This is a genomic window from Rhizobium sp. BK112, assembly GCF_014193215.1.
GTDB classification, from domain to species: domain Bacteria; phylum Pseudomonadota; class Alphaproteobacteria; order Rhizobiales; family Rhizobiaceae; genus Rhizobium; species Rhizobium anhuiense.
In genome coordinates this window covers 78,933-99,334 of sequence record NZ_JACHYZ010000015.1, presented here as the reverse complement: position 1 = coordinate 99,334, position 20,402 = coordinate 78,933, and the positions used below count along the sequence as shown (strand labels likewise).

Annotated in this window: 17 protein-coding genes; 9 read left to right on the top strand and 8 right to left on the bottom strand. The window is 61.8% G+C overall.

Going from position 1 to position 20,402, the window contains the following annotated elements:
- Nucleotides 1–4: 4 nt before the first annotated feature.
- The 4 genes from FHT75_RS30210 to FHT75_RS30195 all read right to left on the bottom strand — a co-directional run bounded on the left by FHT75_RS30210 (nt 5) and on the right by FHT75_RS30195 (nt 3,555).
- On the bottom strand, nt 5–1,018 hold the full coding sequence (locus FHT75_RS30210) for an ABC transporter substrate-binding protein (RefSeq protein WP_029733068.1): 1,014 nt from the start codon (nt 1,016–1,018) through the stop codon (nt 5–7).
- A 96-nt stretch (nt 1,019–1,114) separates the two neighbouring features.
- Nucleotides 1,115–2,128: a GlxA family transcriptional regulator gene (locus FHT75_RS30205; RefSeq protein ID WP_029733069.1), complete on the bottom strand. Its 1,014-nt coding sequence runs from the start codon at nt 2,126–2,128 to the stop codon at nt 1,115–1,117.
- The gene (locus tag FHT75_RS30200) at nt 2,125–2,703 is read right to left on the bottom strand and encodes an isochorismatase family protein (RefSeq protein WP_029733070.1); all 579 of its coding nucleotides are present in this window, start codon (nt 2,701–2,703) and stop codon (nt 2,125–2,127) included. Before FHT75_RS30200 ends, FHT75_RS30205 begins: the two co-directional genes overlap by 4 nt.
- Before the next feature lie 123 nt (nt 2,704–2,826).
- Nucleotides 2,827–3,555, bottom strand: a complete 729-nt coding sequence (locus FHT75_RS30195) for a FadR/GntR family transcriptional regulator (RefSeq protein WP_049808181.1) — start codon at nt 3,553–3,555, stop codon at nt 2,827–2,829.
- Nucleotides 3,556–3,845: 290 nt separating this feature from the next.
- Between FHT75_RS30195 and FHT75_RS30190 the strand changes: the two genes are divergently transcribed.
- Complete coding sequence (locus FHT75_RS30190) at nt 3,846–4,106, top strand: CopG family ribbon-helix-helix protein (RefSeq protein ID WP_047618843.1); 261 nt, start codon at nt 3,846–3,848, stop codon at nt 4,104–4,106.
- Entirely contained in the window at nt 4,106–4,381 is a 276-nt protein-coding gene (locus tag FHT75_RS30185) for a type II toxin-antitoxin system RelE/ParE family toxin (protein WP_082849646.1), read from the top strand. Before FHT75_RS30190 ends, FHT75_RS30185 begins: the two co-directional genes overlap by 1 nt.
- Nucleotides 4,382–4,387: 6 nt before the next feature.
- Here the strand turns inward: FHT75_RS30185 and FHT75_RS30180 are convergent, their stop codons facing one another.
- On the bottom strand, nt 4,388–5,395 hold the full coding sequence (locus FHT75_RS30180; protein WP_029733074.1) for a LacI family DNA-binding transcriptional regulator: 1,008 nt from the start codon (nt 5,393–5,395) through the stop codon (nt 4,388–4,390).
- 206 nt (nt 5,396–5,601) lie between these two features.
- Between FHT75_RS30180 and FHT75_RS30175 the strand changes: the two genes are divergently transcribed.
- The 6 genes from FHT75_RS30175 (at nt 5,602) to FHT75_RS30150 (ending at nt 13,322) form a co-directional block, all read left to right on the top strand.
- Nucleotides 5,602–6,924, top strand: a complete 1,323-nt coding sequence (locus FHT75_RS30175; protein ID WP_063473550.1) for an alpha-L-fucosidase — start codon at nt 5,602–5,604, stop codon at nt 6,922–6,924.
- Nucleotides 6,925–6,974: 50 nt separating this feature from the next.
- Nucleotides 6,975–8,195 (top strand): ABC transporter substrate-binding protein, encoded by a 1,221-nt coding sequence (locus tag FHT75_RS30170; RefSeq protein WP_029733076.1) that lies wholly within the window; start codon nt 6,975–6,977, stop codon nt 8,193–8,195.
- A gap of 36 nt (nt 8,196–8,231) precedes the next feature.
- Nucleotides 8,232–9,158 (top strand): carbohydrate ABC transporter permease, encoded by a 927-nt coding sequence (locus FHT75_RS30165; RefSeq protein WP_029867888.1) that lies wholly within the window; start codon nt 8,232–8,234, stop codon nt 9,156–9,158.
- Entirely contained in the window at nt 9,148–10,032 is an 885-nt protein-coding gene (locus FHT75_RS30160; protein ID WP_029867887.1) for a carbohydrate ABC transporter permease, read from the top strand. Before FHT75_RS30165 ends, FHT75_RS30160 begins: the two co-directional genes overlap by 11 nt.
- Nucleotides 10,033–10,231: 199 nt before the next feature.
- Nucleotides 10,232–11,161 carry a substrate-binding domain-containing protein gene (locus FHT75_RS30155; protein ID WP_063473577.1) on the top strand — a complete coding sequence of 310 codons (930 nt, stop codon included), beginning with the start codon at nt 10,232–10,234 and terminating at the stop codon, nt 11,159–11,161.
- Nucleotides 11,162–11,177: 16 nt separating this feature from the next.
- The gene (locus tag FHT75_RS30150) at nt 11,178–13,322 is read left to right on the top strand and encodes a methyl-accepting chemotaxis protein (protein WP_029867885.1); all 2,145 of its coding nucleotides are present in this window, start codon (nt 11,178–11,180) and stop codon (nt 13,320–13,322) included.
- Between the two features lie 54 nt (nt 13,323–13,376).
- Here the strand turns inward: FHT75_RS30150 and FHT75_RS30145 are convergent, their stop codons facing one another.
- The 3 genes from FHT75_RS30145 to FHT75_RS30135 all read right to left on the bottom strand — a co-directional run bounded on the left by FHT75_RS30145 (nt 13,377) and on the right by FHT75_RS30135 (nt 17,681).
- Nucleotides 13,377–14,639 carry a DUF3422 domain-containing protein gene (locus FHT75_RS30145; protein ID WP_029867884.1) on the bottom strand — a complete coding sequence of 421 codons (1,263 nt, stop codon included), beginning with the start codon at nt 14,637–14,639 and terminating at the stop codon, nt 13,377–13,379.
- A 191-nt stretch (nt 14,640–14,830) separates the two neighbouring features.
- A complete protein-coding gene (locus tag FHT75_RS30140) occupies nt 14,831–16,192 on the bottom strand; it encodes an MFS transporter (protein WP_029867883.1) in 1,362 nt (453 codons plus the stop codon).
- A 205-nt stretch (nt 16,193–16,397) separates the two neighbouring features.
- Nucleotides 16,398–17,681: an ABC transporter substrate-binding protein gene (locus FHT75_RS30135; protein ID WP_029867882.1), complete on the bottom strand. Its 1,284-nt coding sequence runs from the start codon at nt 17,679–17,681 to the stop codon at nt 16,398–16,400.
- 191 nt (nt 17,682–17,872) lie between these two features.
- Between FHT75_RS30135 and FHT75_RS30130 the strand changes: the two genes are divergently transcribed.
- A complete protein-coding gene (locus FHT75_RS30130; RefSeq protein WP_029867881.1) occupies nt 17,873–20,395 on the top strand; it encodes a hypothetical protein in 2,523 nt (840 codons plus the stop codon).
- Nucleotides 20,396–20,402 lie beyond the last annotated feature (7 nt).

The following is a 20,402-nucleotide window of genomic DNA, read 5'->3' as shown; positions in this document are numbered from 1 at the left end:
CGCCCTACTTGACGTTCTTGACGAATTCCGTCGTGTAGGTCTTGGACAAGTCGATCTGCTTGCCCTTGACGTTCTTGGAGAACTCCGAGAGCACGGCAAGCACGGTTTTCGGACCGTCTTCCGGCATGACGCCATCGGGCGTGAACATGCCCTTGCCCTCGTCGAGAGCCTTGATGTAGCCGTCCTTGTCGCCGACGTAGAAGTCCTTCGGCATCTTGTCGGCGATCTCGGCGGCGGAATGCGTGTTGATATAGCGCAGCGTCTTGACGAAGGCGTTGGCGAGCTTCTGTGCCTCTTCCTTGTGCGCGTCGACCCAGGAGGCCTCCATGTAGAGCGAGGCGGCCGGATAGGTGCCGCCGAGCGCCTGACGGGTCGACTCGACCGTGCGCATGTCGACGAGCACACTCGCTTCGCCTGTTTTGACCATGCGCGAAATCGTCGGCTCGGTGGTCATGCCGGCCTGGATCTGGTCCTGTTGCATGGCGGCGATGAAGGTGCCGCCGGCGCCGACTGGAACCGTCACGACGTCGCCGGGCTTCAGGCCGGCCTTCGAGGCCATGAAGAGGGTCAGGAAGTTGGTGGACGAGCCGAGACCGGTGACGCCGAGGCTCTTGCCCTTGAAGTCGGCCGGCGACTTGATGTCGGGATGTTTGCTCGAGACCATCTCGACTTCGCCCGGCGCCTGGCTGAACTGGACGATGGATTCGACGAATTTGCCTTTGGCCTGCAGGTCCACACAGTGGTCGTAGAAGCCGACCACGCCCTGGACGGCGCCGGCCAGAAGCTGGTTTTCAGCATCGACGCCGGCGGCTTCGTTCAAGAGCTCGACGTCGAGACCCTCGTCCTTGAAATAACCGAGCGATTCGGCAAGTTTGGCGGGCAGATAGATCTGCTTCTCATAACCGCCGACCATGATGGTGATCTTGTCGGCTGCGTTTGCGGCACTCGTAGCGAAAGATGCTGCGGCGAGAAGCGTCGAAAAGGCGACGGTGTGAAAAAGGCTGCGTGAAGAACGCATGGAAATCTCCTCCTGTGGTTTGCTCGCATCGTCGTCTCGCCACCCTTGACCCGTGTCTCCTCCACGATGCTGCCCCTTCCTATGACGTCGAAGCTTTCAACTAGCTTTCAGCTGCAGCCGCGACCGTGCCGTGCTCGGCGGGCCATCATTCAGACGATTCCAGGCTCGGCGCAGCTGCCGCGCCGAGCCGAAGCCGGCGCGCATGGCGACGGCCTCCATGTCCAGTCGCGAACCGGCGAGCATCTCGCGGGCAAGAGCCACGCGCATACGGTTGACGAAATCCGTAACGCTCATGCCCGTCTGCTCGTTGAACAGCCGTGAAAGGTTGCGCGGGCTGGCGCCGCTGAGGCGGGCGAGCAATGCCACCGACCAGTCCCGAGAGGGGTCGGCGACCACTGCATCCTGCGCACGATGAATGACCGGGTGGATATGGTTGCGACCTTCGAGCCAGGGCGAAAGTTGCGGATCCGAGCCGCCGCGCCTGAGATAGACGACAAGGTATCGCGCCACCGCAAGCGCACAGGCATGTCCCGCCGCTTCGGCGACGATATGCAACATGAGGTCTATGCCGGCGGTGATGCCGGCGCTGGTGAGGCGGTCTCCATCCTCGACATAGAGCCGGTTGTCCCGGACGCGCGCCGTCGGCGCGAGCCGGATCAGATCTTCCATGCAGCCGTGATGGGTGGTGCACTCGCGGCCGTCGAGCATTCCGGCCTCGGCAGCGAGCAATGCGCCCGAGCAGATCGAGACCAGTCGAATTCCTGGACGAATGGCGCGCTGCAGCCATGCGACAATGGCAGCCTGGTCGGCGCGTTCCTGTTCGTCCCGCCGATGGCTGCTTTCCATCGGAACGTCGGTGCTGCCGGCAATGACGACAAGCGCGCTATCGGGCAAGCATTCCGGCAATGCTGCGACGCCCGTAACGGCAAGGCCGATCGAGCTGCCGACCGTCGCCGACGGGCCGATATAGGTGACGGTGAAGCGCACTGTGGGCTGTTCGAGGTTTGCCTTGCGCAGCACTTCGATCGGACCGGCCACGTCGAGCAGCAGCACGCGCGGCGGCACGACGACGAAGACCGGAATATCGAAGGGCTGCACGGCGTCTGTCATGCGGCGAGTGGCTTTTCACGCCCCGCCAGGGCCTGTTCGACGGTCGCGATCCGAGCGAAACGGCCTGACAGGACCAGTTCGGTCCGGTCCCGGATTTCTCTCGCACTCCAGGTGCGCCCTGTGGCGTCGGTCATCGGGAAGGTCAGGGTCGCTTCGCCGACATAGTCGACTTGATAGCCGAGATCGGAGGCGTGGCGGGTGGTGGTCTCGCAGCACTGTTCGGTGCGGATGCCGGAGACGAGGAGACGACGGACGCCGTTCTCGGTCAGCCACACGTCGAGACCCGAACCGACCAGGGCGCTATGGCGGTTTTTCCTGAATGTAGCCTTCGGCGCGATCCTGAGCGGTGCGAGTGTCCTGACGAACCCGGATGCCTCCGAAAACGGCGCGTTTTCATCGACATGGAAGATCTGGATGACGGGTATTCCGTCGGCTTCCGCGCCGTCGATCAACGCCTGCTGACGATCGATGTAGGCGGATGCCAGGTTTTCATCCCAGTAATCGCGTTGTCTGAAAGACTCTTGGGCGTCGATAACGAGAAGGACAGTATCATGGCCGGACATTTTTTGCTCCATGGCGGTTGATCATGAAGCCATATTCGGCAATTTGATGGCACGGGAAAATGCGCGCGCCGGACAAATAGCGGACAATTCGCGCCAATCGCTACGGGCGCTTTCAGACAGTTCCTGGGCCGACTATCAGCTGGTAAAGCTTCGCAGATCCCTCAGCAGGTTGCGGTACCTTGCCTGGCTGCCGACCAGATGCTCGCGCATCGCATTTCGGGCGGCCTGATCGTCCCTGTCGGAAATGGCGACGACGATCGCCTCGTGCTCCCTATGGATCAGCCTTCGGTAAGCAGTCTGTTCGGCTGTCCTTGTTTCCGGGACCAGCCTGGACTGCGGGATGATCGCCGAGCCCTGGGACTCCAGGAACTGCCGGAACAGCGGATTGTTCGTAGCTTCGGCGATGGCGGCATGGAGTTCGAGATCGGCCTCGCGAATGGATTGGTCGCTCTCGATGCACTGGAGAATTTTCCGGTGGCATTCGAAAATCGCCTCCTCCTGCGCGGGCGAGCGGCGCAAGGCCGCAAGACCGGCAGCTTCGATTTCGACAGGCGTTCTGATCTCGAGCACTTCCAGATCGGAAACAACGCGGGCCTTGTCGGCTTTCCCAGCGGAGACAGCCGGATCGGCGCCGAGGACGAAGATGCCTGCCCCCTGGCGCACCTCGACAAGCCCGTCGGAGCGAAGCGCGGCCACCGCCTCGCGCACGACGGTCCGGCTGACGCTGTGCGTTTCGGTCAGTTCATGCTCGCTCGGAAGCTTGTCGCCGGCAGAATACTGGCCGCTCAATATGGCTTGCCGAAGGCTTTCGCCGACCTGTGAGACCAGCGACCCGGAGCCTTTGCTGCGATCCTTCATCTGCATAGCCACGCCTGCCCCCGCATCGGCTTGATCCGAATGCCGTCCAAACGCGCGGCACTGCGAAACTCATGATTCATCACACATGTATGACAAATTTCGCACTCTTTCAATGGCCGCGGCAGTCGGGCTTGTTCCTTGGCGGTTTTTACTCGGAGATCAGCCGCTGTGTTTTATCGCAAACTCTCGGCATTCCGTCAGTCCGCCGACATGTTTCGAGCTTTTCTGAGATATAGGTGACTGGATATAATCAGAATTAATCGCTATGATTATAAGTGATTGACAAGGAGTTTTCGATGGAGACCAAAGTTCTGACTGCCCATGTTCCACTGCCGCTTGCGCAGAAGGTCGATCAACTTGCATCGCGGCTCGAACGCTCGCGCGGCTGGATCGTCAAGCAGGCACTGACTGCATGGATCGACCAGGAAGAGGAGCGTCGGCGTTTGACGCTTGAGGCGTTGGCCGACGTGGATAGTGGAAACGTTGTCGATCACCAGGCTGTTCAGGCCTGGGCTGATAGTCTTGACAGTGACGAGCCGATTTCGTTGCCCCGGTGATGGAAGTCAAATGGACGAACAAAGCGGTTTCGGATGTTACCCGCTTATACGACTTTCTCTCTCCGGTCGACCGGCGGGCTGCGGCCCGAACCGTACAGGCGCTGACGGCAGCCCCTGCGCGGCTGCTTGAGCAGCCACGTCTCGGCGAGCGACTCGAGGAGTTTGATCCTCGAGAGGTTCGCCGCATTCTCGTCGGCCGTTACGAGCTCCGCTACGAAATCCAGCAGTCGACAATCTATGTATTGCGGCTTTGGCATACGCGGGAAGATCGGTAGAAGCGCTCACAGCCGCCTGGTCGATTCCCCGCGCACGAATCTCGGCGTCAGGATGAAATCCTCAGGCGGCGCGGCGGCGCCCTCCGGGCTTGCTATTCTTGTCAGCAGACGTTGTGCCGCCAATTCCCCGAGCTTCTGCGCATCCTGCACCACCATGGTGATGCGCGGCGTGATGACGTTGCTCCATGGCACGTCGTCGACCATCGCCAGCGACACGTCGTCAGGGCAGCGGAAACCCATCTCCTGCATCACCTGCAGTGCGGCCAGGCCCGTCATGTTGTTGGCGCCGATGATGGCGGTCGGCCGGTCGCGGCGCGTCAGCAGCCGCATCGCCTGCGCATGGCCGCCGGTCCTGGTGTAGCCGCCTTCGACCACCAGCGAAGGGTCGATCTCCACACCGGCGCCGGTCATCGTGTTCAGAAAGCCTTTCAGGCGCTCGTCGGCGGTGTGCAGACCGGAAGGCCCGGAGATGAAGCCGATACGCCGGTGGCCGAGTTGCAGCAGATGTTCCGTCAGGATGGTGGTGGTCAGCGGATTGTCGGAGCCGACGAAATCGCGCTCTGCACCCTCCACCTTCTGGTCGAACATCACGATCGGCGTCTTGAAGTCGCGCAGGAACGTGGCGTATTCCTCGCCGCGCCCGTTTGCCGCCAGCGCAATGCCGGCGATCTTCTGCGCCTCCAGCCGCTCCAGCAGTGCCCGCTCGAGGTCGGCCCTGCCGGAGGAGTCGGCGATCAGGACGAAATAGCCGTGATCGAGCGCCTGGTGCTCGATCTCGCGGCGGATGTCGCCGAAGAACATGTTGCCGAGATTGGCCGAAACGAAACCGATCAGCGAGCTGCGTCCGCGCGCCAGCGTCTGGGCCACCGGGTCGATGCGGTAGCCCGTCGAATTTATCGCCTGCTGGATGCGGTCGAGCGTCTCGGCGCCGACCCGCTTCGGGCTGTTGAGCGCGAGCGAGACGGTCGAGATGGAAACCCCCGCAATGCGCGCTACGTCTCGTATCGTGGTCATGTCTGTCGAACCGGTTCTAATGCATTGTTATGTCCGATTTTATTGATCGGCGCAACATCCATGCCTCAAACTGGTTATTCCGCAGGGCTTGCATTTCTAAAACTGCGACCGCGAATTTGGCTTGACAGGTGCTGGATCAAGTAAGATTGTTACTCACCGAACCGGTTCGATATGATATTGAGCCGGAAAGCAGGGAGGAGAAACCTGTGACGAATTCGGAACGCCTGTCGGAAAATCCGGCATCGGAAGGAGCGGGCAAGCACGCCTGGTTCAGCCACGACCGCCTTGGCATGTTCATCCATTGGGGCCTCTATGCCTTGGGAGCCCGGCATGAATGGTTGAAGAACCGCGAAGAGCTGACCGACGACCACTACCAGCGCTATTTCGAAAATTTCGATCCTGATCTCTACGATCCCAAGGAATGGGCCCGCCGGGCACGTCTTGCCGGCATGAAATATGTCGTGGTGACGACCAAGCATCACGAGGGTTTCTGCCTCTGGGACAGCAAGGTGACGGGTTACAAGGCGACGAACACGCCCTGCGGCAAAGATTTGCTGACGCCGCTGGTCGAAGCCTTTCGCGCCGAAGGACTGAAGATCGGCTTCTATTATTCGCTGCTCGACTGGCACCATCCGGACTTTCCGATCGATGTCCACCATCCCTTGCGCAACCATCCGCAGGCCGAGGCGCTGAATGCTGGCCGCGATATGGCCAACTATGCCGCCTATATGCGCGAACAGGTGCGCGAACTTCTGACCGGTTTCGGCCGCATCGACATCATCTGGTTCGATTTCAGCTATCCCCAGCGCGAATATCGCGGCCTGCCCGGCAAGGGGCGTGCCGATTGGGAGAGCGAGCGCCTGCTCGCACTGGTGCGTGAATTGCAGCCCGGCATCATCGTCAACAACCGGCTCGATCTGCCGCCCGGCAATCTGCCCGACGTGACGACGCCGGAGCAATATACGCCGCGCGTGGCGCCCGCTATCGCCAGCCAGGGGGTGCTCTGGGAAGCCTGCCACACCTTCAGCGGCTCCTGGGGCTATCACCGCGACGAGGATAGCTGGAAAAGCCCGGAACAGATCATCCAATTGCTCATCGATTCCGTCGCGCTCGGCGGCAACCTCCTGATGAATGTCGGCCCGACCGGCCGCGGCACGCTCGATGCGCGCGCCATCGGCGCGCTCGAAATCTACCAGAACTGGATTGAGGTCAACGCACGCTCCATTTATGGGGCCGGGCCATCCGACTATCCGGTGCCGGCCGGCTGCCGCTATACCCAGCGCGGCAACCGCCTCTACCTGCATGTCTATAATTGGCCTTATCGCCACATCCACATCGAAGGCCTCGCCGACAGGATCGCCTATGCGCAATTCCTGCACGACGCCAGCGAAGTGCGCTGGCTGAGCCACACCAAGGATGTGGATTCCAATATCGGCGTGATGGTGCCGGAAGGCATGATCACACTCGAACTGCCGGTCCGGCGCCCGGACGTTACCGTGCCGGTGATCGAGATCATCCTGAAGGCGTGAGCTCGATCGCACTCGCGTGTCCTTTGCGTTCATGGAGGGAGGAGAAACCCATGAAGGTTCTGAAGAAAACGCTTTTGCTTGCCGCAATCGGCAGCAGTCTTTTTGCCACAGCCGCATCGGCCGAACAGGTCAACCTGACCTGGCAGATGTGGACCGGCTCCGAAGCCGACACCAAGGGCTGGCAGCACCTGGCCGACATGGTGACGGCCAAATATCCCGATATCAAGGTGACGCTGACGACGACGGGCTGGGTCGATTACTGGACGCGGCTGCCGGTGTTGGCAGCGTCCGGCCAGCTCGCCGACATCGTTTCCATGCAGTCGTTGCGCATGCCGAATTTCTATTCGCTGCTCGAGCCGCTGAATGACCGAATCGCGGCCGACAAGTTCGACGTCGGAGCCTTTACCCCCTCGATCATCGGCGGGATGTCGGTCGACAAGCAGCTTTACGGTCTGCCCTATGATGTCGGTCCGTGGGTCATCTACTATAACCAGGATGCGCTCGAAGCCGCCGGCATTCCCTTGCCGAAGCCGGGCTGGACGCTGGCCGAGTTTACCGATACCGCCAAGAAATTGACGAAAGACGGCAAGTACGGCTTCGGCATCACCCCGGTCAACTATTCGGTCCTGGCCTCGGCCTGGGGCGATAAATATGTCAACAACGCCGGAGAGCTCGACCTGACCAATCCTGGCGCCGTTGCCGCTGCCGACAGGCTGATCGGCTTTGCCGCCAAGGATAAGATCGCGCCGCTGGTGCCGCCGAGCGCCGATGTCGGCACGGTCGTTCAGGGCCGGTTCAATTCGGGCAACGTCGCCATGTATATCGATGGCCCCTGGTCGATTATCGGCATGAAGGACCAGGCGAAGTTCAAGATCGGCCTCACCACCTTGCCGCGCGCCGAAGGCGAACTTTCAGCCGTGACCGCGGGCTCCGGTTTCGGCATTGCCACGACAAGCAAAAACAAGGATGCGGCGTGGAAGGCGATCCAGGTGCTGACCAGTCCCGAGGCGCTGCAATATCTCGCCGAACAGGGGCGCGCGCTGCCGGCGCGCACGGCCTCGCAATCCTCCTGGTATAAGGTGGCGGCCAAGGACATCACCAATGGCGGCGAGGCGCTCGATTATTCCCTGGCGCATTCGGTGCCCTATGTGATCACCAACAATTGGGCGGCGGTGGAAAACCTCTTCAACCAGTATTTCCCACCGGCTTTCGCCGGCAGCGCCGATGCCAAGCAGACGATGGAGTCGATCCAGAGCCTCGCGCAGCAATAGGATGGCGCGGCAGGATTGCCGCGCATGGAGGAAGACATGTCGCAAAGCGCCGTCGCCGAAATTCCGTTGCAGCCCGGTCAGCCACGGCGCTTTCTGAAGCCTGAGACGCAGACGGCCATGCTGTTCCTGCTGCCGAGTTTCCTCGGCTTCATGATCTTCATGGCCCTGCCGATCCTGGCGTCGCTGGCGCTCTCCTTCACCAACTGGCAGCTGCTTTCGACGCCGTCCTTCGTCGGCTTTCAGAATTATATCAAGCTGTTCACCGTCGATCCGGCCTTCTACACGATATTGAACAACACGCTGTTCTTCGCCGTCGAGTATCTGGCCGTGAATATCATCGTCTCGCTGACGCTGGCGGTGTGGATATCCAGCCTGAAACACGGCAAGGCGATCTTCCGGGTGATCTTCTTCCTGCCGACCTTCACCCCTACCATTGCCGCCTCGGTGGTGTGGCTGCTGATCTTCACGCCGGACGGGCTCGCCGACAGCGTCATCCGCGCGCTCGGCCTCGGCCTGCCGAATTTCCTGCTGAGTTCGAGCTGGGCGATGCAGGCGGTCGTGATCGTCACGCTCTGGGCCAATGTCGGCTACAACGTCGTGATGTTCAACGCTGCGCTCGATCTGGTGCCGAAGCATTATCTCGAGGCGGCGACGATCGACGGAGCCAATGCCTGGCAGCGCTTCTGGCGCATTCGCCTGCCGCTCATCTCGCCGACCATCTTCTTTGCCACTGTCATGACGGCGATCACCTCGCTGCAGGTCTTCGACGAGATCTTTGCGATGACGCGCGGCGGCCCCGGCTCGGCGACGTCGACACTCGGCTTCGCCATCTACCAGAAGGGCTTCGCCAATTTCCAGATGGGCTATGCCTCAGCTCTTGCCTGGGTGATGTTCGTCATGATCATGGCGCTCACCATCCTGCAGTTCCACATGCAGCGCAAATGGGTGCATTATGACGATTGATCCGAGCTCACGGCACCCACATTCCGTCTCTGCGGATCGCCGCCGCATCTTGCGTGGGATCGGCACCTTCCTGAGCTATGCGGGGCTTTCGCTGGTCGCGCTGCTGTTCCTCTTTCCCTTCTTCTGGATGGTGTCGAACGCGGTGCGCTCGAATGCCGAGGTCATGGCCGTGCCGGTCCGCATTCTCCCCGAGGAATATCATTGGGGCACCTTCGTCGAGGCTTTGGTGTCGCTGCCGTTCGGCACGTTCCTGTTGAATTCCTTCATCGTCGCCTGCGGCGTCACCGCGATCGTGATCGCGGTATCCTGCCTTTCCGCCTATGCGTTCGCACGGCTGCGGTTTCCGGGCCGCGAAGGACTGCTGCTGACCTTTCTCAGCACGCTGATGATCCCCCAGGTGATGCTGGTCATCCCGCTCTTCCTTCTCGTCAGCAAGCTCGGCTGGATCAACACCTATCACGGCATGATCCTGCCGGTCGCCTTCTCGTCCTTCGGCACCTTCCTGCTGCGCCAGTTCATCCTCGGCATTCCCAAGGATCTCGACGAGGCGGCGATGATGGACGGGGCCTCGCGCCTGCGCATCCTGGTCAGGATCATCGTTCCGCTTGCCATGCCGGCCATCGGTCTCCTGGCGCTCTTCACCTTCATCGCGCAGTGGAAGAGTTTTCTCTGGCCGCTGATCGCCACCAGCGGCCTCGAAAAAGCCACGCTGCCACTCGGCCTCACCCTGTTTCAGACGCAGCAGGGCACCGCCTGGAACTACATCATGGCGGGTGCGACGATCTCCATGCTGCCGGGCGTCGTGCTCGCCATCGTGCTGCAGAGGGTGATCTACAAAGGCATCAGCGTCGGCTCCGGCTTCGGTGGGCGCTGATGTCTATAAGTACAAGGACTTAAGCGCATTGCGTCAAGTTCGATGCGATGTCCTTGAAGTCCGGCCGATTGCCGCCGAAGAACGCGCTGCTCGCGTTGCAAGATCATATCCCCTGCTTAACGTTTGTTTCCGGTCGAAAAGTAAAATTTAACCAAAATTTGAAATAACGCAGTTGTATCCGAATTGCGCAGGGGAATTCATGAAAACGGCCACGCTTGCATCCATCGCTCTGGCGATATCGGTCTCTGTTGCCAATGCGCAGACGATCGCGGTTTCGATGACCAATCTCGACAAATTCAGAGAGATGCTTCTGAACGGCGTCGTCTCGCACGGGAAGACGATATCAGGCCTCAAGCTCGTCACCGCGAATGCCAAGGGCGACAACGAACTGCAGAAGAAGCAGGTTCAGCAGTTCGTCGCCGACAAGGTCGATGCCATTATCATGATGCTGTCTGATGGCGATCTCGGGCCGCAAATGACCAAGATCGCAGCGGATGCCGGCATTCCGCTGATCTACATCAACACGACGCCCTCCAATCTTTTGGACTTGCCGGACAATCAGGTCGTCGTCGCCTCCGATGAGAAAGACTCCGGTACGCTCGAGACGAAGCAGGTATGCTCTCTCCTCAAGGGCAAGGGCCGCGTCGTCGTGCTGATGGGGGAGGTCTTCCATGTGGCTGCCCGCACCCGCACCCAGGACATCACCGATGTCATTGCGACGCCGGAATGCAAAGGCCTCGAGATCGTCGAGCGGCAGGCGGCCTATTGGTCACGCGATTATGCCGATCAGCAGATGCAGGAATGGCTGGCGGCCGGCGTCAAGTTCGATGCGGTTATCGCCAATAATGACGAGATGGCGCTTGGTGCGATCCGCGCCATGAAGAGGGCCAATATCCCGATGAAGGACGTCGTCGTCGGCGGCGTCGACGCGACCGACGACGCGCTCGCCGCGATGGTGGCCGGCGATCTCGACGTCACCATTCTCCAGAGCGCCGTCGGGCAGGGCGCTGCCGCTGTCGACGCCGCCGTGAAACTGATCAACAAAGAGAAGGTGCCGCGCGAAAACAACGTTCCCTTCGAACTCGTCACACCTGAAAACATTGCCGCCTATCTGCCGAAGAGCCAGTAAGCATAAGAGGACTATCATGTTGCATTTCTGGAATAAATTCGGCATTCGCGCGCAGATCACCTCCGGCTTCGTGCCGCTGATCCTGTTGATGAGCCTGCTCACGGTCAGCGCCATCTCGGGCATGAACGGCCTCGCCGCGATCTTCGCATCCTATCGCGTCACGGCCGGTCAAAGTCTCGCCATCTCGGACTACAGCGAGCAGCTGAACGAAATTCAGATGTCGGCGGAAGCGTTCCGCTCGACGCCGACACAAGCCGTGGTCGACAGCTTTCGCGCCGGCGTGAAGGCCTTCGAGGCGGATGATCCGCGTTTTGCCGGCAACAAGGAGCTGCAGTCCGGCCTTGCGGCGATCCGTCAGGAGATCACCGCCTATGGCAAGGCTTTCGAACAAATTGTTTCCCTCCAGGCCCGACGCGACATGCTGATCTCCAAGGTCACCGAATTCGGCCCCTGGACCAGCATCGCGCTCAACGACGTCGTGCGCAGCGCCTGGCGCCAGAACGACGTGGCCCTGCTGCAGATGACGGCGGCGACGCTGGAGGCCCTGAACCGCAGCCTCTATTTCTCCGAACGCTTCGTGCATTCCGATGATTTCGCCGCCTATGATACGGCGCAGGCAGCACTCGCCGAAGCCGTGGCGCTCAACGATGCCGCCGCCAAGGCTGCAAAGAACGAGCTGCAGAAGAAGCGCCTGATGGGCGCCGGCCAGCTCATGCAGAACTACACCGCCCGTCTCGGCGACATGAAGGAGGTGCTGCAGGCTGCCGGCAATATCCGCCAGACGCAGCTGAACGTGCTGGCGCCGAAGATATCAGGCGAGTTCAAGAACCTGCAGGCGGCAGTGACCGGCGCGCAGAAGAACCTCGACGGTTCGGTCGATGCAACGGTTGCCTCCGCGACCAGCACGACGCTGGTTATCAGCGGTCTCCTGATCGTCATCGGCCTGGTGCTTTCCTATTTCGTCGGCCGGCTGATTTCCTCGGCGGTGCGCAACATGGCTCAGTCGATGGAACAGCTTGCCCGCGGCGAGGAAGGGATCGTCATCACCGGCGTCGAGCATCGCCACGAATTGGGCGCCATGGCCCGGTCGCTGAAGGTCTTCCAGGAGACAGGCCGCGCCAAGCTGATCGCCGAGGCCAATGCCGAACGCGCGCGCCTCGCTGCCGAAGAGGAACGGCTCCGTCAGGAGGCCGAGCGGCTCTCCGACGCGCAGGTGATGGAACATGCCTTCCGCCAGATCTCCGTCGGGCTGGACGCATTGTCGAAGGGCGATCTCACCGTCCGCGTCGGCGAAGTCGATCATCGCTACGTCAGGATCCGGGATCATTTCAACAACTCGGTTGCGAGCCTCGAAGAGGCGGTGGATTCCGTCATTCGCGCGGTCGCCACCATTCGGTCCGGCCTTGCGGAAATCTCCACGGCGTCCAACGATCTCGCCCGCCGCACCGAGCAGCAGGCAGCGTCCCTGGAAGAAACGGTGGCGGCGCTGGGTGACGTGACCCGTGGCGTCAACGGAACGGCGGAGGGCGCAAGCCGCGCCCAGGGTGTCGTGGCAACCGCCCGCACCAATGCCGAAAAGGGCGGCGAGATCGTTGCCCGCGCCATCGACGCGATGACGGAAATTCAAAATTCATCGTCGAAGATCGGCAACATCATCAGCGTCATCGATGAGATCGCCTTCCAGACCAACCTGCTGGCGCTGAACGCCGGCGTGGAAGCGGCGCGTGCCGGCGAGGCCGGCAAGGGCTTCGCCGTCGTCGCTCAGGAAGTCCGCGAGCTCGCCCAGCGCTCCGCCAACGCGGCAAGGGAGATCAAGCAGTTGATCTCCACTTCCTCGGCGCAGGTCAAGACAGGCGTCCAGCTGGTGGGTGAATCCGGCCTGTCGCTCGAACAGATCGTCGAGCAGGTCACCGCCATGAATGCGACCGTGGCCGAGATCGCCGTTGCCGCCCGCGAGCAGGCGACGAGCCTGCGGGAGGTGTCGGCCGCCGGCGACCAGATGGACAAGGTGACGCAGCAGAACGCCGCGATGGTTGAAGAGACCACGGCCGCCGCCCAGAGCCTGACGCATGAAACCGAAAGCCTTGCCGAATTGCTGCGGCGCTTCAGGACAAGCAGCGGCCGGGCATCGGAGCATCGGCACTACGCCTTGGCATCCTGACCTTCCATCGATGCACGAAAGTAAGCGCCGCCGCCCGAAAGGGCGGCGGTCGCGTCAGTGGTTCCCGGATGCCGGACCGTGCGGTGCGCCGGCAATGCTCTTGCGAACGTGACGGACCGCCGTCCAGACGGCAAAGAGCACGAGCGGGATGGCGCCGAGTACGGCGAGCTTCGCCACATGCGGATCGACACCCAGTTCGGAAATGCTTTCCAGGCAGATCTTCGCCAGCCCGACGGTATAATAAGTGATGGCGATGACGGAGAAGCCTTCGACCGCCTGCTGGATATGCACCTGGATGCGCGCCCGCTCTTCCATCGACGTCAGCAACGACGCGTTCTGATCCTCGAGCTGGACCTGCACGGTCGTCCTGAGAAGGTCTCCAGCCAGGCTCACGCGTTCGGCGAGTTCGTCGAGCCGGCGCTCGGCGGCTTCGACCGAGCGGACGGCCGGTTGAAAGCGCCGGTCGATGAAGGTGCCGAGCCTCTGGCGCTGCTCGACGCGTGTCTCGCGAAGCTCCGACACTCTGCTCGCGACAATTTCGGCATAGGCTTTCGTCGCTCCGAAGCGGTGGCGGGCCAGCGCCGAGAAGTTGAGAACATCCGACGAGAGCCTGGTCACCTCGGAAAGCAGCGCCTTGTCGACCTTGATAGCACTCTGCATATGCGCGATCAGCAAGTCGAGGCGCCGGTCGAAGACGGAGAGCTTCGAGACCGTCTCGCGCGCCATCGGCAATGCCAGCAGCGCCATCATCCGGTATGTCTCGATCTCCAGGAAACGCCTGACCATGCGGCCGGTGCGATAGGCGTTGAGGTTGCGGTTGAAGAACAGGAATTCGACGAAACCGCTGTCGGTCAGCCGGAAGTTCGAATGCACTTCCGCATCGCCGCCGCCGACCTGAGAGGCGACATAGTCGAGTTTCGGTTTTTCCGGACGCTGTCCGTCCTTCTCGTCCCGCACCAGCACCCGAACGGCTGCAATGATCTTTCCGTCGATCTGGCGGCAGCAGGCCTGAAAGGCTTCCGGCGGCTGGCTGCCGGGTTCGGCCGATGCCGGAACGACGAAGGTCAGCGTCAGGAACTCGGTATGGGCCTCCCACTTCAGCCGGCCGTCGCCGAAACGGCCGATGCCGTGGTTACCCTCGCGAGTCGTGGAGACATCTTCCAGCCCCGGCAGCGAGACTGGGATTGAAGGAGGAGCATTCTCGCCGACGATGGCGACGTGCCAGACATCGGTGTCGCCGTCGAAATAAAGCGACGGCCGCGCGTGCAGCTCGTTGTGAAGTTCCCTTCGCAGCGGATGCTCGGAGCCCATCGGCATGGAAATGCACCTCTATACGGTAGGCAGTCGCTGGGTCGCCGGACGTAACCGGGTTGCCGGCACTTGTGAATTAACGGACCCGCAGGCTGGCGCAGACCGACAACGCCTATAGCCTCTCGCGGGGCTCGTGTCACGAGACCTTCGCCGGCGGATGCGGAGGCTGCGCATGACCGCGACATCCGGCCGCGCGTTCAAAGCAAGCGCCAGGCGATAAAGCTTCCAAGCAGCTGCGCGCTGCCGCCCGCCGTCATCGCGACGATGAAGGCAGCTTCCGCCTCCCCCAGGAAGGCGAAGATCGCCCCGAGCAAAGCGACGCCTATCGTCGCCCCGACCATGCGGGCAACATTGATCAGGGCGCTTGCCGTGCCGGCGCGATCGGCGGTGACGGTCGAAACCGCAACCGCCGTCAGAGGCCCCGTCGCCATGCCCATCCCGATCCCGGTCAGCAACAATCCGATCTCTTCGGCGATGAGCCAGTCGGCCAGAAAGGATGAGCCGAGCAGGAGGTTGCCCAAACCCATCAGCGCCAGTCCAGCAGATATGGTGCGGTTCTTCCCAAGGTGTTCCGAAATCGAGCCGGAGAAGGGTGAGATCGCGATGAAGCTGAGAGCCATCGGCAGCAGCGACAGTCCGACCTCCACCGAGGCCAGGCGTCCGAGGCCGAGGGAGGCGAGCGGAAAAAGAAAAAGCGTGCCGTACATGCCGAAAGTCATTGCGGCCGTTCCGGCCATGGCACCGCGGAACTGCCTGCCCGAAAACATCGAGATCGGAACCAGAGCCTTCTGCTCCAGGCGCTTCTCGACGATGATGAAAAGCAGCAGAAGCAGCGCGCCGGCGATTGCCATGAGTGCCATCCATAAGGGCGGCAGATGCGATGATTCGATTGCGGCGAGGGTCAACACGGTGAGAGATACGATCCCCAGCAATTGCCCCGGCATGTCGAAGGACCGGCCTTGCCGATCGGCACTTTCCGGAACGAAAAACCGTGCTGCCGCCGCCGCGATCTGCGCGATGGGAATGACGACGAAGAAGACGGATCGCCAGCCGAAATCACGGATGAGGAGGCCGCCGAGGCTCGGACCGATCGCCAGCGACATTCCATTGCAGCCGGCCCAGATTCCGAGCGCCCGGGCACGGACCTTCTCATCCCGGTAGATGACCCGGATCAGCGAAAGAGAAGCGGGCAGGAGGAGGGCAGAGCCGAAGCCGGTCAGGGCCCTCGCCGCAATGAGGACCGCGATGGTCGAGGCGAAAGCGCAGCCAAGGCTCGCCAGGGCAAAAACAGCGCAGCCGATCACGAACATCAGGCGCCGGCCGTAAAGATCGGCGAACAGGCCGCCGCTGATGAGAAGTGCGGCGTAAACGAGATTGTAGGCGTCGACGACCCACTGCAGCTCGGTGACGGAGGCCCTGAGATCGAGCCCTATCGGCTGAACCGCCAGATTGACGACCGATGTATCGACCTGCGCTACTATCACGCCGAGGCAAAGAATGGCGAGAGCGGCCGGCTTCAACTGCGAGTAAGCTTGGGTGCCTTGTTCGATTGAGTGCATGACGCTGCCTTTCCAGTACGGCGCCGTGCGTCTTTTCAGACGCGCAAGGGACGCTGCAACACTTTGAAGGCAGACGTAGCGTGGTTCAGGCCGTCGACAATTCGAAACTGGTCGAAGTGTCCGTAGGGAAAATGAAAAGCCACGGCCCTGTTGCGAGGCCGTGGCTGCTGCATGCGCGCATTTTGCGGGACAACGCGTGACCGGGTTACTTGGCGGCGAGTGCCCCGTTGACCTTGTCGACGTCGGCACTCATGGCCTTGAAGGTCTCGTCGAGGGAAAGCTCGCCGACGATCAACTGGCTCATCCTCTGGACGATCAGCTGATAGATGGCGGAGGATCCCTTGAGACGTTCCAGGTCCCGGGCTGCCTGCGGCACGCTATTGCGGCTTCCGAGGAAGACGGCCATGGCGTCCTTAGCATTCTTGCTCTCGAGCTTGTATTGCGGGTCCTTGATGTCGGCGCCCGTCAGGATGACGTAGTTTTCGGCGATTTCACGCTGGACCTTTTCGGAGCCGAGGAACTCGATGAACGCCGCCACGGCTTCCGGATACTTGGTGCGCTTGAAGCCGACGATCGCGGTGCCGCCCGGCATCGCATAGCAGCCGGCATCGCCGCAGGGGGCGCTGATCGCCGTCCAATCGAAGGCGTCGCCGATCTTCTTCTGGAACGGATTGACCATCCAGTTGCCGGCGAGATAGGTCACGACGTTGCCGTTGACGAATTCGTCGCCCATGTTCTTGTACTGGGTTCCGCCGGCAGCGCCCCACATTTCCTTGGGGAAGGAGCCGTCCTTCGTCCAGCCGTAGAGATCCGTGACATAACGCTTGGCGGCATCGTCGGGGAAGAAGAACTTGCCGTCCTTGACGTAGTTCGATCCGTAGGAGAATGCCGCGCCGGAGAAGCGATGGCCCGAGCGATCCATCGTGAAGGGGATCTGGGCGCCGGTCGCCTTGGCGACGCGCGCCGAGGCTTCGACGATGTCCTTCAGCGTGGCGGTGGGCTTCGGAAGCGGTTCGCCGGCCTGTTCGAAGAGCGTCTTGTTGACGAAGGGCAGGTTGAAGGTCTGCGAGGCGATATAGCCGTTGATCGACTTCGGATCGTTGACGCCGGGGAAGCGAAGCGTGTTCAGGCTGTCGCCGTGCAGCTTGGCAAAGCCGTCCGGGTCTTTCATGTAGGGACGCATGTCGAGGTAGTAGGGCGCAAGCTGCCAGTCGGTGATCTTGGCGATGTCAGGACCTTCGCCGACGGCGAGCTGCACCGGCAGCTGCTTGGCGACCGCATCATAGCCCGACGAGACGAAGTTGACCTTGACGTCGGGATGCGCCGTCTCGAATTCCTTGCTCAGCGCTTCCATCCGCTCGACGTAAGCCTGGTCGTCGTCGGTAAACAGAAAGGTGATCGTCTTGGTTTCCGCCATGGCCGCGCCGGCCCATGCGAAAGAAACGGTAGCCAGCGCCAGTGCGAGGGCTCCTGAGAGATAGGTTTTCATTTTCATCCTCCCATGAAAACATTTTCATCAATCGCGGCGTCAGCCATCGATAAATGAATTTCATATACTTGACATTCGTCCCGTCAAGCTATTTTCTGAGGCAATAGCGATGTTTTTGAGCATTTTTCAAAAACAACGCACCCAAATGACCTAATGAAAATATTTTCATAGGATTGCGGAGGAGGCGGTCTGTGAAAACGGAATGCATCAAGCGGCCGGACGATATGGCGCCGGCATATGGCGTGGCCGCGGGCCAGACGGTAACGGCATGGGCGGTATCCGGCCTCATCGCCAGCTATTTTCCGGGCGAGCCGGCGCCGGCCGAAGACCGCGTAAACTATCGTTTCATCAACGGTTTCGTCGATGTCGGCGACCTGCCTTGCCGCAAAGCCTTCTGGTCCACCATGGTGGGGCGGCCGCTCTCGCCCTACACGTCCTGGCCGACCGAGAGCCTCTATCTTCCCGGTTCGAACCGCCGCGTCGAGTTCACCGGCTTCTGGCATGTGCCGACGCATCTCAGGCGATGGCTGAGGGGCACGTTCAGGACGGAGACCGCGCGAATGCTCAATCTCAGACTGAAGACCTGCGGCGGCGTTCGCATATGGGTCAACGGACAGGAGGCGGTGCGCTTCGAACCCTTCAAGCGCAATGTCGAGAGCGCAACCGACATAAAGCTGACGCTCGAAGCCGGCGACAACCACATTCTCGTTCACACCGAAGACCTGGCCGAGCGCGACACGACGTGGTTTTTCGAGCTAGAGCTGCTGGATGAGGAGCCGCTCTGCGTGCTGTTGCCGGTATCGCTGGACCAGGATGAGGTTCGCGAGCTGGAAGCCCTTGTGCGCGGCGTTCGCCCGGCCCGCGACGTCTTCGTCAACCAGCCGCTGGAGATCATCTTCGACACGGCGCCGGAGCGCGACCTGCCTGTAGAGCTCAAGGTCATCGGCCATGGTCACGAGCGTCCCGTTCTCGCGCATTCGAAACTGACCCTGCATGCTCATCAGAACCGTCTGGTCGCCGAGAATGTCTCTGGCATCGCAGATGGTTATCACGGCATCCACATGACGATCGGTTCCGGTACGGGCTCGGTCACCCGCGTCATCGATGCCGCCTTCATGAGCAGCATTTCGCCGTTGCCGGCCGAGACATCGCTTTCTGCCCGCAAGCGGCAGGCGCTGGAATACAGCGCCCGCTTCGGCGCCAACCGCGTCGGGCGTCTCATTGCGATGATGGAAACCGGTCACCACGACCAGGAAAGCTTCGACCGCATCATCGACGCAACGCTCGCCTCCATCGATGCGCGGGAGGATTGCTCGGATTTCATCATGGTGCCGCTGTTGTGGCTGCTCGGCGCCTATGCCGACCGGATGCCCGCGGCGGTGGTCGATCGCATCCGGCATTCCGTTCTCTCTTATCGTTACTGGGTCGACGAGCCGGGCAACGATGCGATGTGGTTCTGGAGCGAGAACCATGTGCTCTGCTTTCACACGAGCCAGCTGCTGGCCGGACTTCTTCTGCCCGACGAGGTGTTTTCAGCCTCGGGCAGGACGGGCCGGCAGCAGGCGGAACTTGGCCGCGCGCGCCTCGCGCGCTGGTTCGACAGCGTCGAAGCCCACGGATTGGCGGAGTGGAACTCGGCGGCCTATTACCCGATCGACTTCATCGGCCTGCTGGCGCTGGAGCGCTGGGCCGAGACGGCGATTTCGGAGCGCGCCCGCGGCCAGATCGATCTCATCTTCCGCATGATCGCCCTTCACACGCTCGCAGGCGTTCCGGCCGGATCGCAGGGCCGCGCCTACGACAAGGAACTGCGCGCCGGCCCGCTGACAGAGCTTGCACCTTTCGCCCAGGTCGCCTTCGGAACCGGCTGGCTGAACAATGGCGTGGCGGCATTGACCATGTTCTGCGTCGGCGGCTACGAGCCGCCGGCCGATCTCGCCGAGCTTGCGTCGCTTGCCAGGACCAGAAGCGTCGAGGCGCGTTACAGCCAGGGGCTCGAGAGCGGAAAACTCGTGCTGTTCAAGAACGAGGCGGCGCAGCTTTCGACCGTCGTCGATCACAAGACCGGCCAGAAGGGCCATCAGCAGCATGTGCTCGACATCCGGCTCGCCGGCCACCCCATGGCGAGGCTCTGGGTCAACCATCCCGGCGAGGACGATCCCTGGGGCAATCAGAGGCCGTCCTATTGGGCCGGCAACGGCATTCTGCCGCGCGTTGCCCAGCATCGTGACGTCGCCCTGCTGATCGAGGACACAAGCGATGCGCGGCACGCATGGACGCATGCCTATATCGGTCGCGACGGCCTGGACGATCTCATCACCGAAGACAAGTGGCTGATTGCGCGATCGGGCAGGGGATTTGCCGCCCTCTGGGCGTCGAACGGCCTGGAGCTGATCACCGACGGCCCGACCGCCGGGCGCGAGGCGCGCTCCTACGGGCCGCTTTGCGGCTGGGCGGCCGTCGTCGGATGCGGCAGCTACGATGCCTTCAAGGCGTTCATCGAACGCCTGTGCCAGACGACGGTTTCCTTCGATCCCGGGCTTCGGCGGCTCGCGTTGACGCCGCCGGGCGGCCCGGCGCTCTGCCTGTCCTATGCCGACGGTCTTTCGATCGCCGGCAAGGCGAGGCCGTTCACGTACGATCAGCCACACCCGATCCTCACCCACGACAGTGCAGCCTCCGGGGCCGGCACTGACGGGCCGTTCTACTCCTGAAACATAG

What these genes read in the sequence shown, in the direction of transcription:
- FHT75_RS30135 (WP_029867882.1), bottom strand. Translation starts at nt 17,681, where the DNA reads ATGAAAACCTATCTCTCAGGAGCCCTCGCACTGGCGCTGGCTACCGTT.
- FHT75_RS30195 (WP_049808181.1), bottom strand. Translation starts at nt 3,555, where the DNA reads ATGCAGATGAAGGATCGCAGCAAAGGCTCCGGGTCGCTGGTCTCACAG.
- FHT75_RS30185 (WP_082849646.1), top strand. Translation starts at nt 4,106, where the DNA reads ATGGAAGTCAAATGGACGAACAAAGCGGTTTCGGATGTTACCCGCTTA.
- FHT75_RS30160 (WP_029867887.1), top strand. Translation starts at nt 9,148, where the DNA reads ATGACGATTGATCCGAGCTCACGGCACCCACATTCCGTCTCTGCGGAT.
- FHT75_RS30170 (WP_029733076.1), top strand. Translation starts at nt 6,975, where the DNA reads ATGAAGGTTCTGAAGAAAACGCTTTTGCTTGCCGCAATCGGCAGCAGT.
- FHT75_RS30210 (WP_029733068.1), bottom strand. Translation starts at nt 1,018, where the DNA reads ATGCGTTCTTCACGCAGCCTTTTTCACACCGTCGCCTTTTCGACGCTT.
- FHT75_RS30145 (WP_029867884.1), bottom strand. Translation starts at nt 14,639, where the DNA reads ATGCCGATGGGCTCCGAGCATCCGCTGCGAAGGGAACTTCACAACGAG.
- FHT75_RS30205 (WP_029733069.1), bottom strand. Translation starts at nt 2,128, where the DNA reads ATGACAGACGCCGTGCAGCCCTTCGATATTCCGGTCTTCGTCGTCGTG.
- FHT75_RS30180 (WP_029733074.1), bottom strand. Translation starts at nt 5,395, where the DNA reads ATGACCACGATACGAGACGTAGCGCGCATTGCGGGGGTTTCCATCTCG.
- FHT75_RS30155 (WP_063473577.1), top strand. Translation starts at nt 10,232, where the DNA reads ATGAAAACGGCCACGCTTGCATCCATCGCTCTGGCGATATCGGTCTCT.
- FHT75_RS30190 (WP_047618843.1), top strand. Translation starts at nt 3,846, where the DNA reads ATGGAGACCAAAGTTCTGACTGCCCATGTTCCACTGCCGCTTGCGCAG.
- FHT75_RS30200 (WP_029733070.1), bottom strand. Translation starts at nt 2,703, where the DNA reads ATGGAGCAAAAAATGTCCGGCCATGATACTGTCCTTCTCGTTATCGAC.
- FHT75_RS30140 (WP_029867883.1), bottom strand. Translation starts at nt 16,192, where the DNA reads ATGCACTCAATCGAACAAGGCACCCAAGCTTACTCGCAGTTGAAGCCG.
- FHT75_RS30150 (WP_029867885.1), top strand. Translation starts at nt 11,178, where the DNA reads ATGTTGCATTTCTGGAATAAATTCGGCATTCGCGCGCAGATCACCTCC.
- FHT75_RS30165 (WP_029867888.1), top strand. Translation starts at nt 8,232, where the DNA reads ATGTCGCAAAGCGCCGTCGCCGAAATTCCGTTGCAGCCCGGTCAGCCA.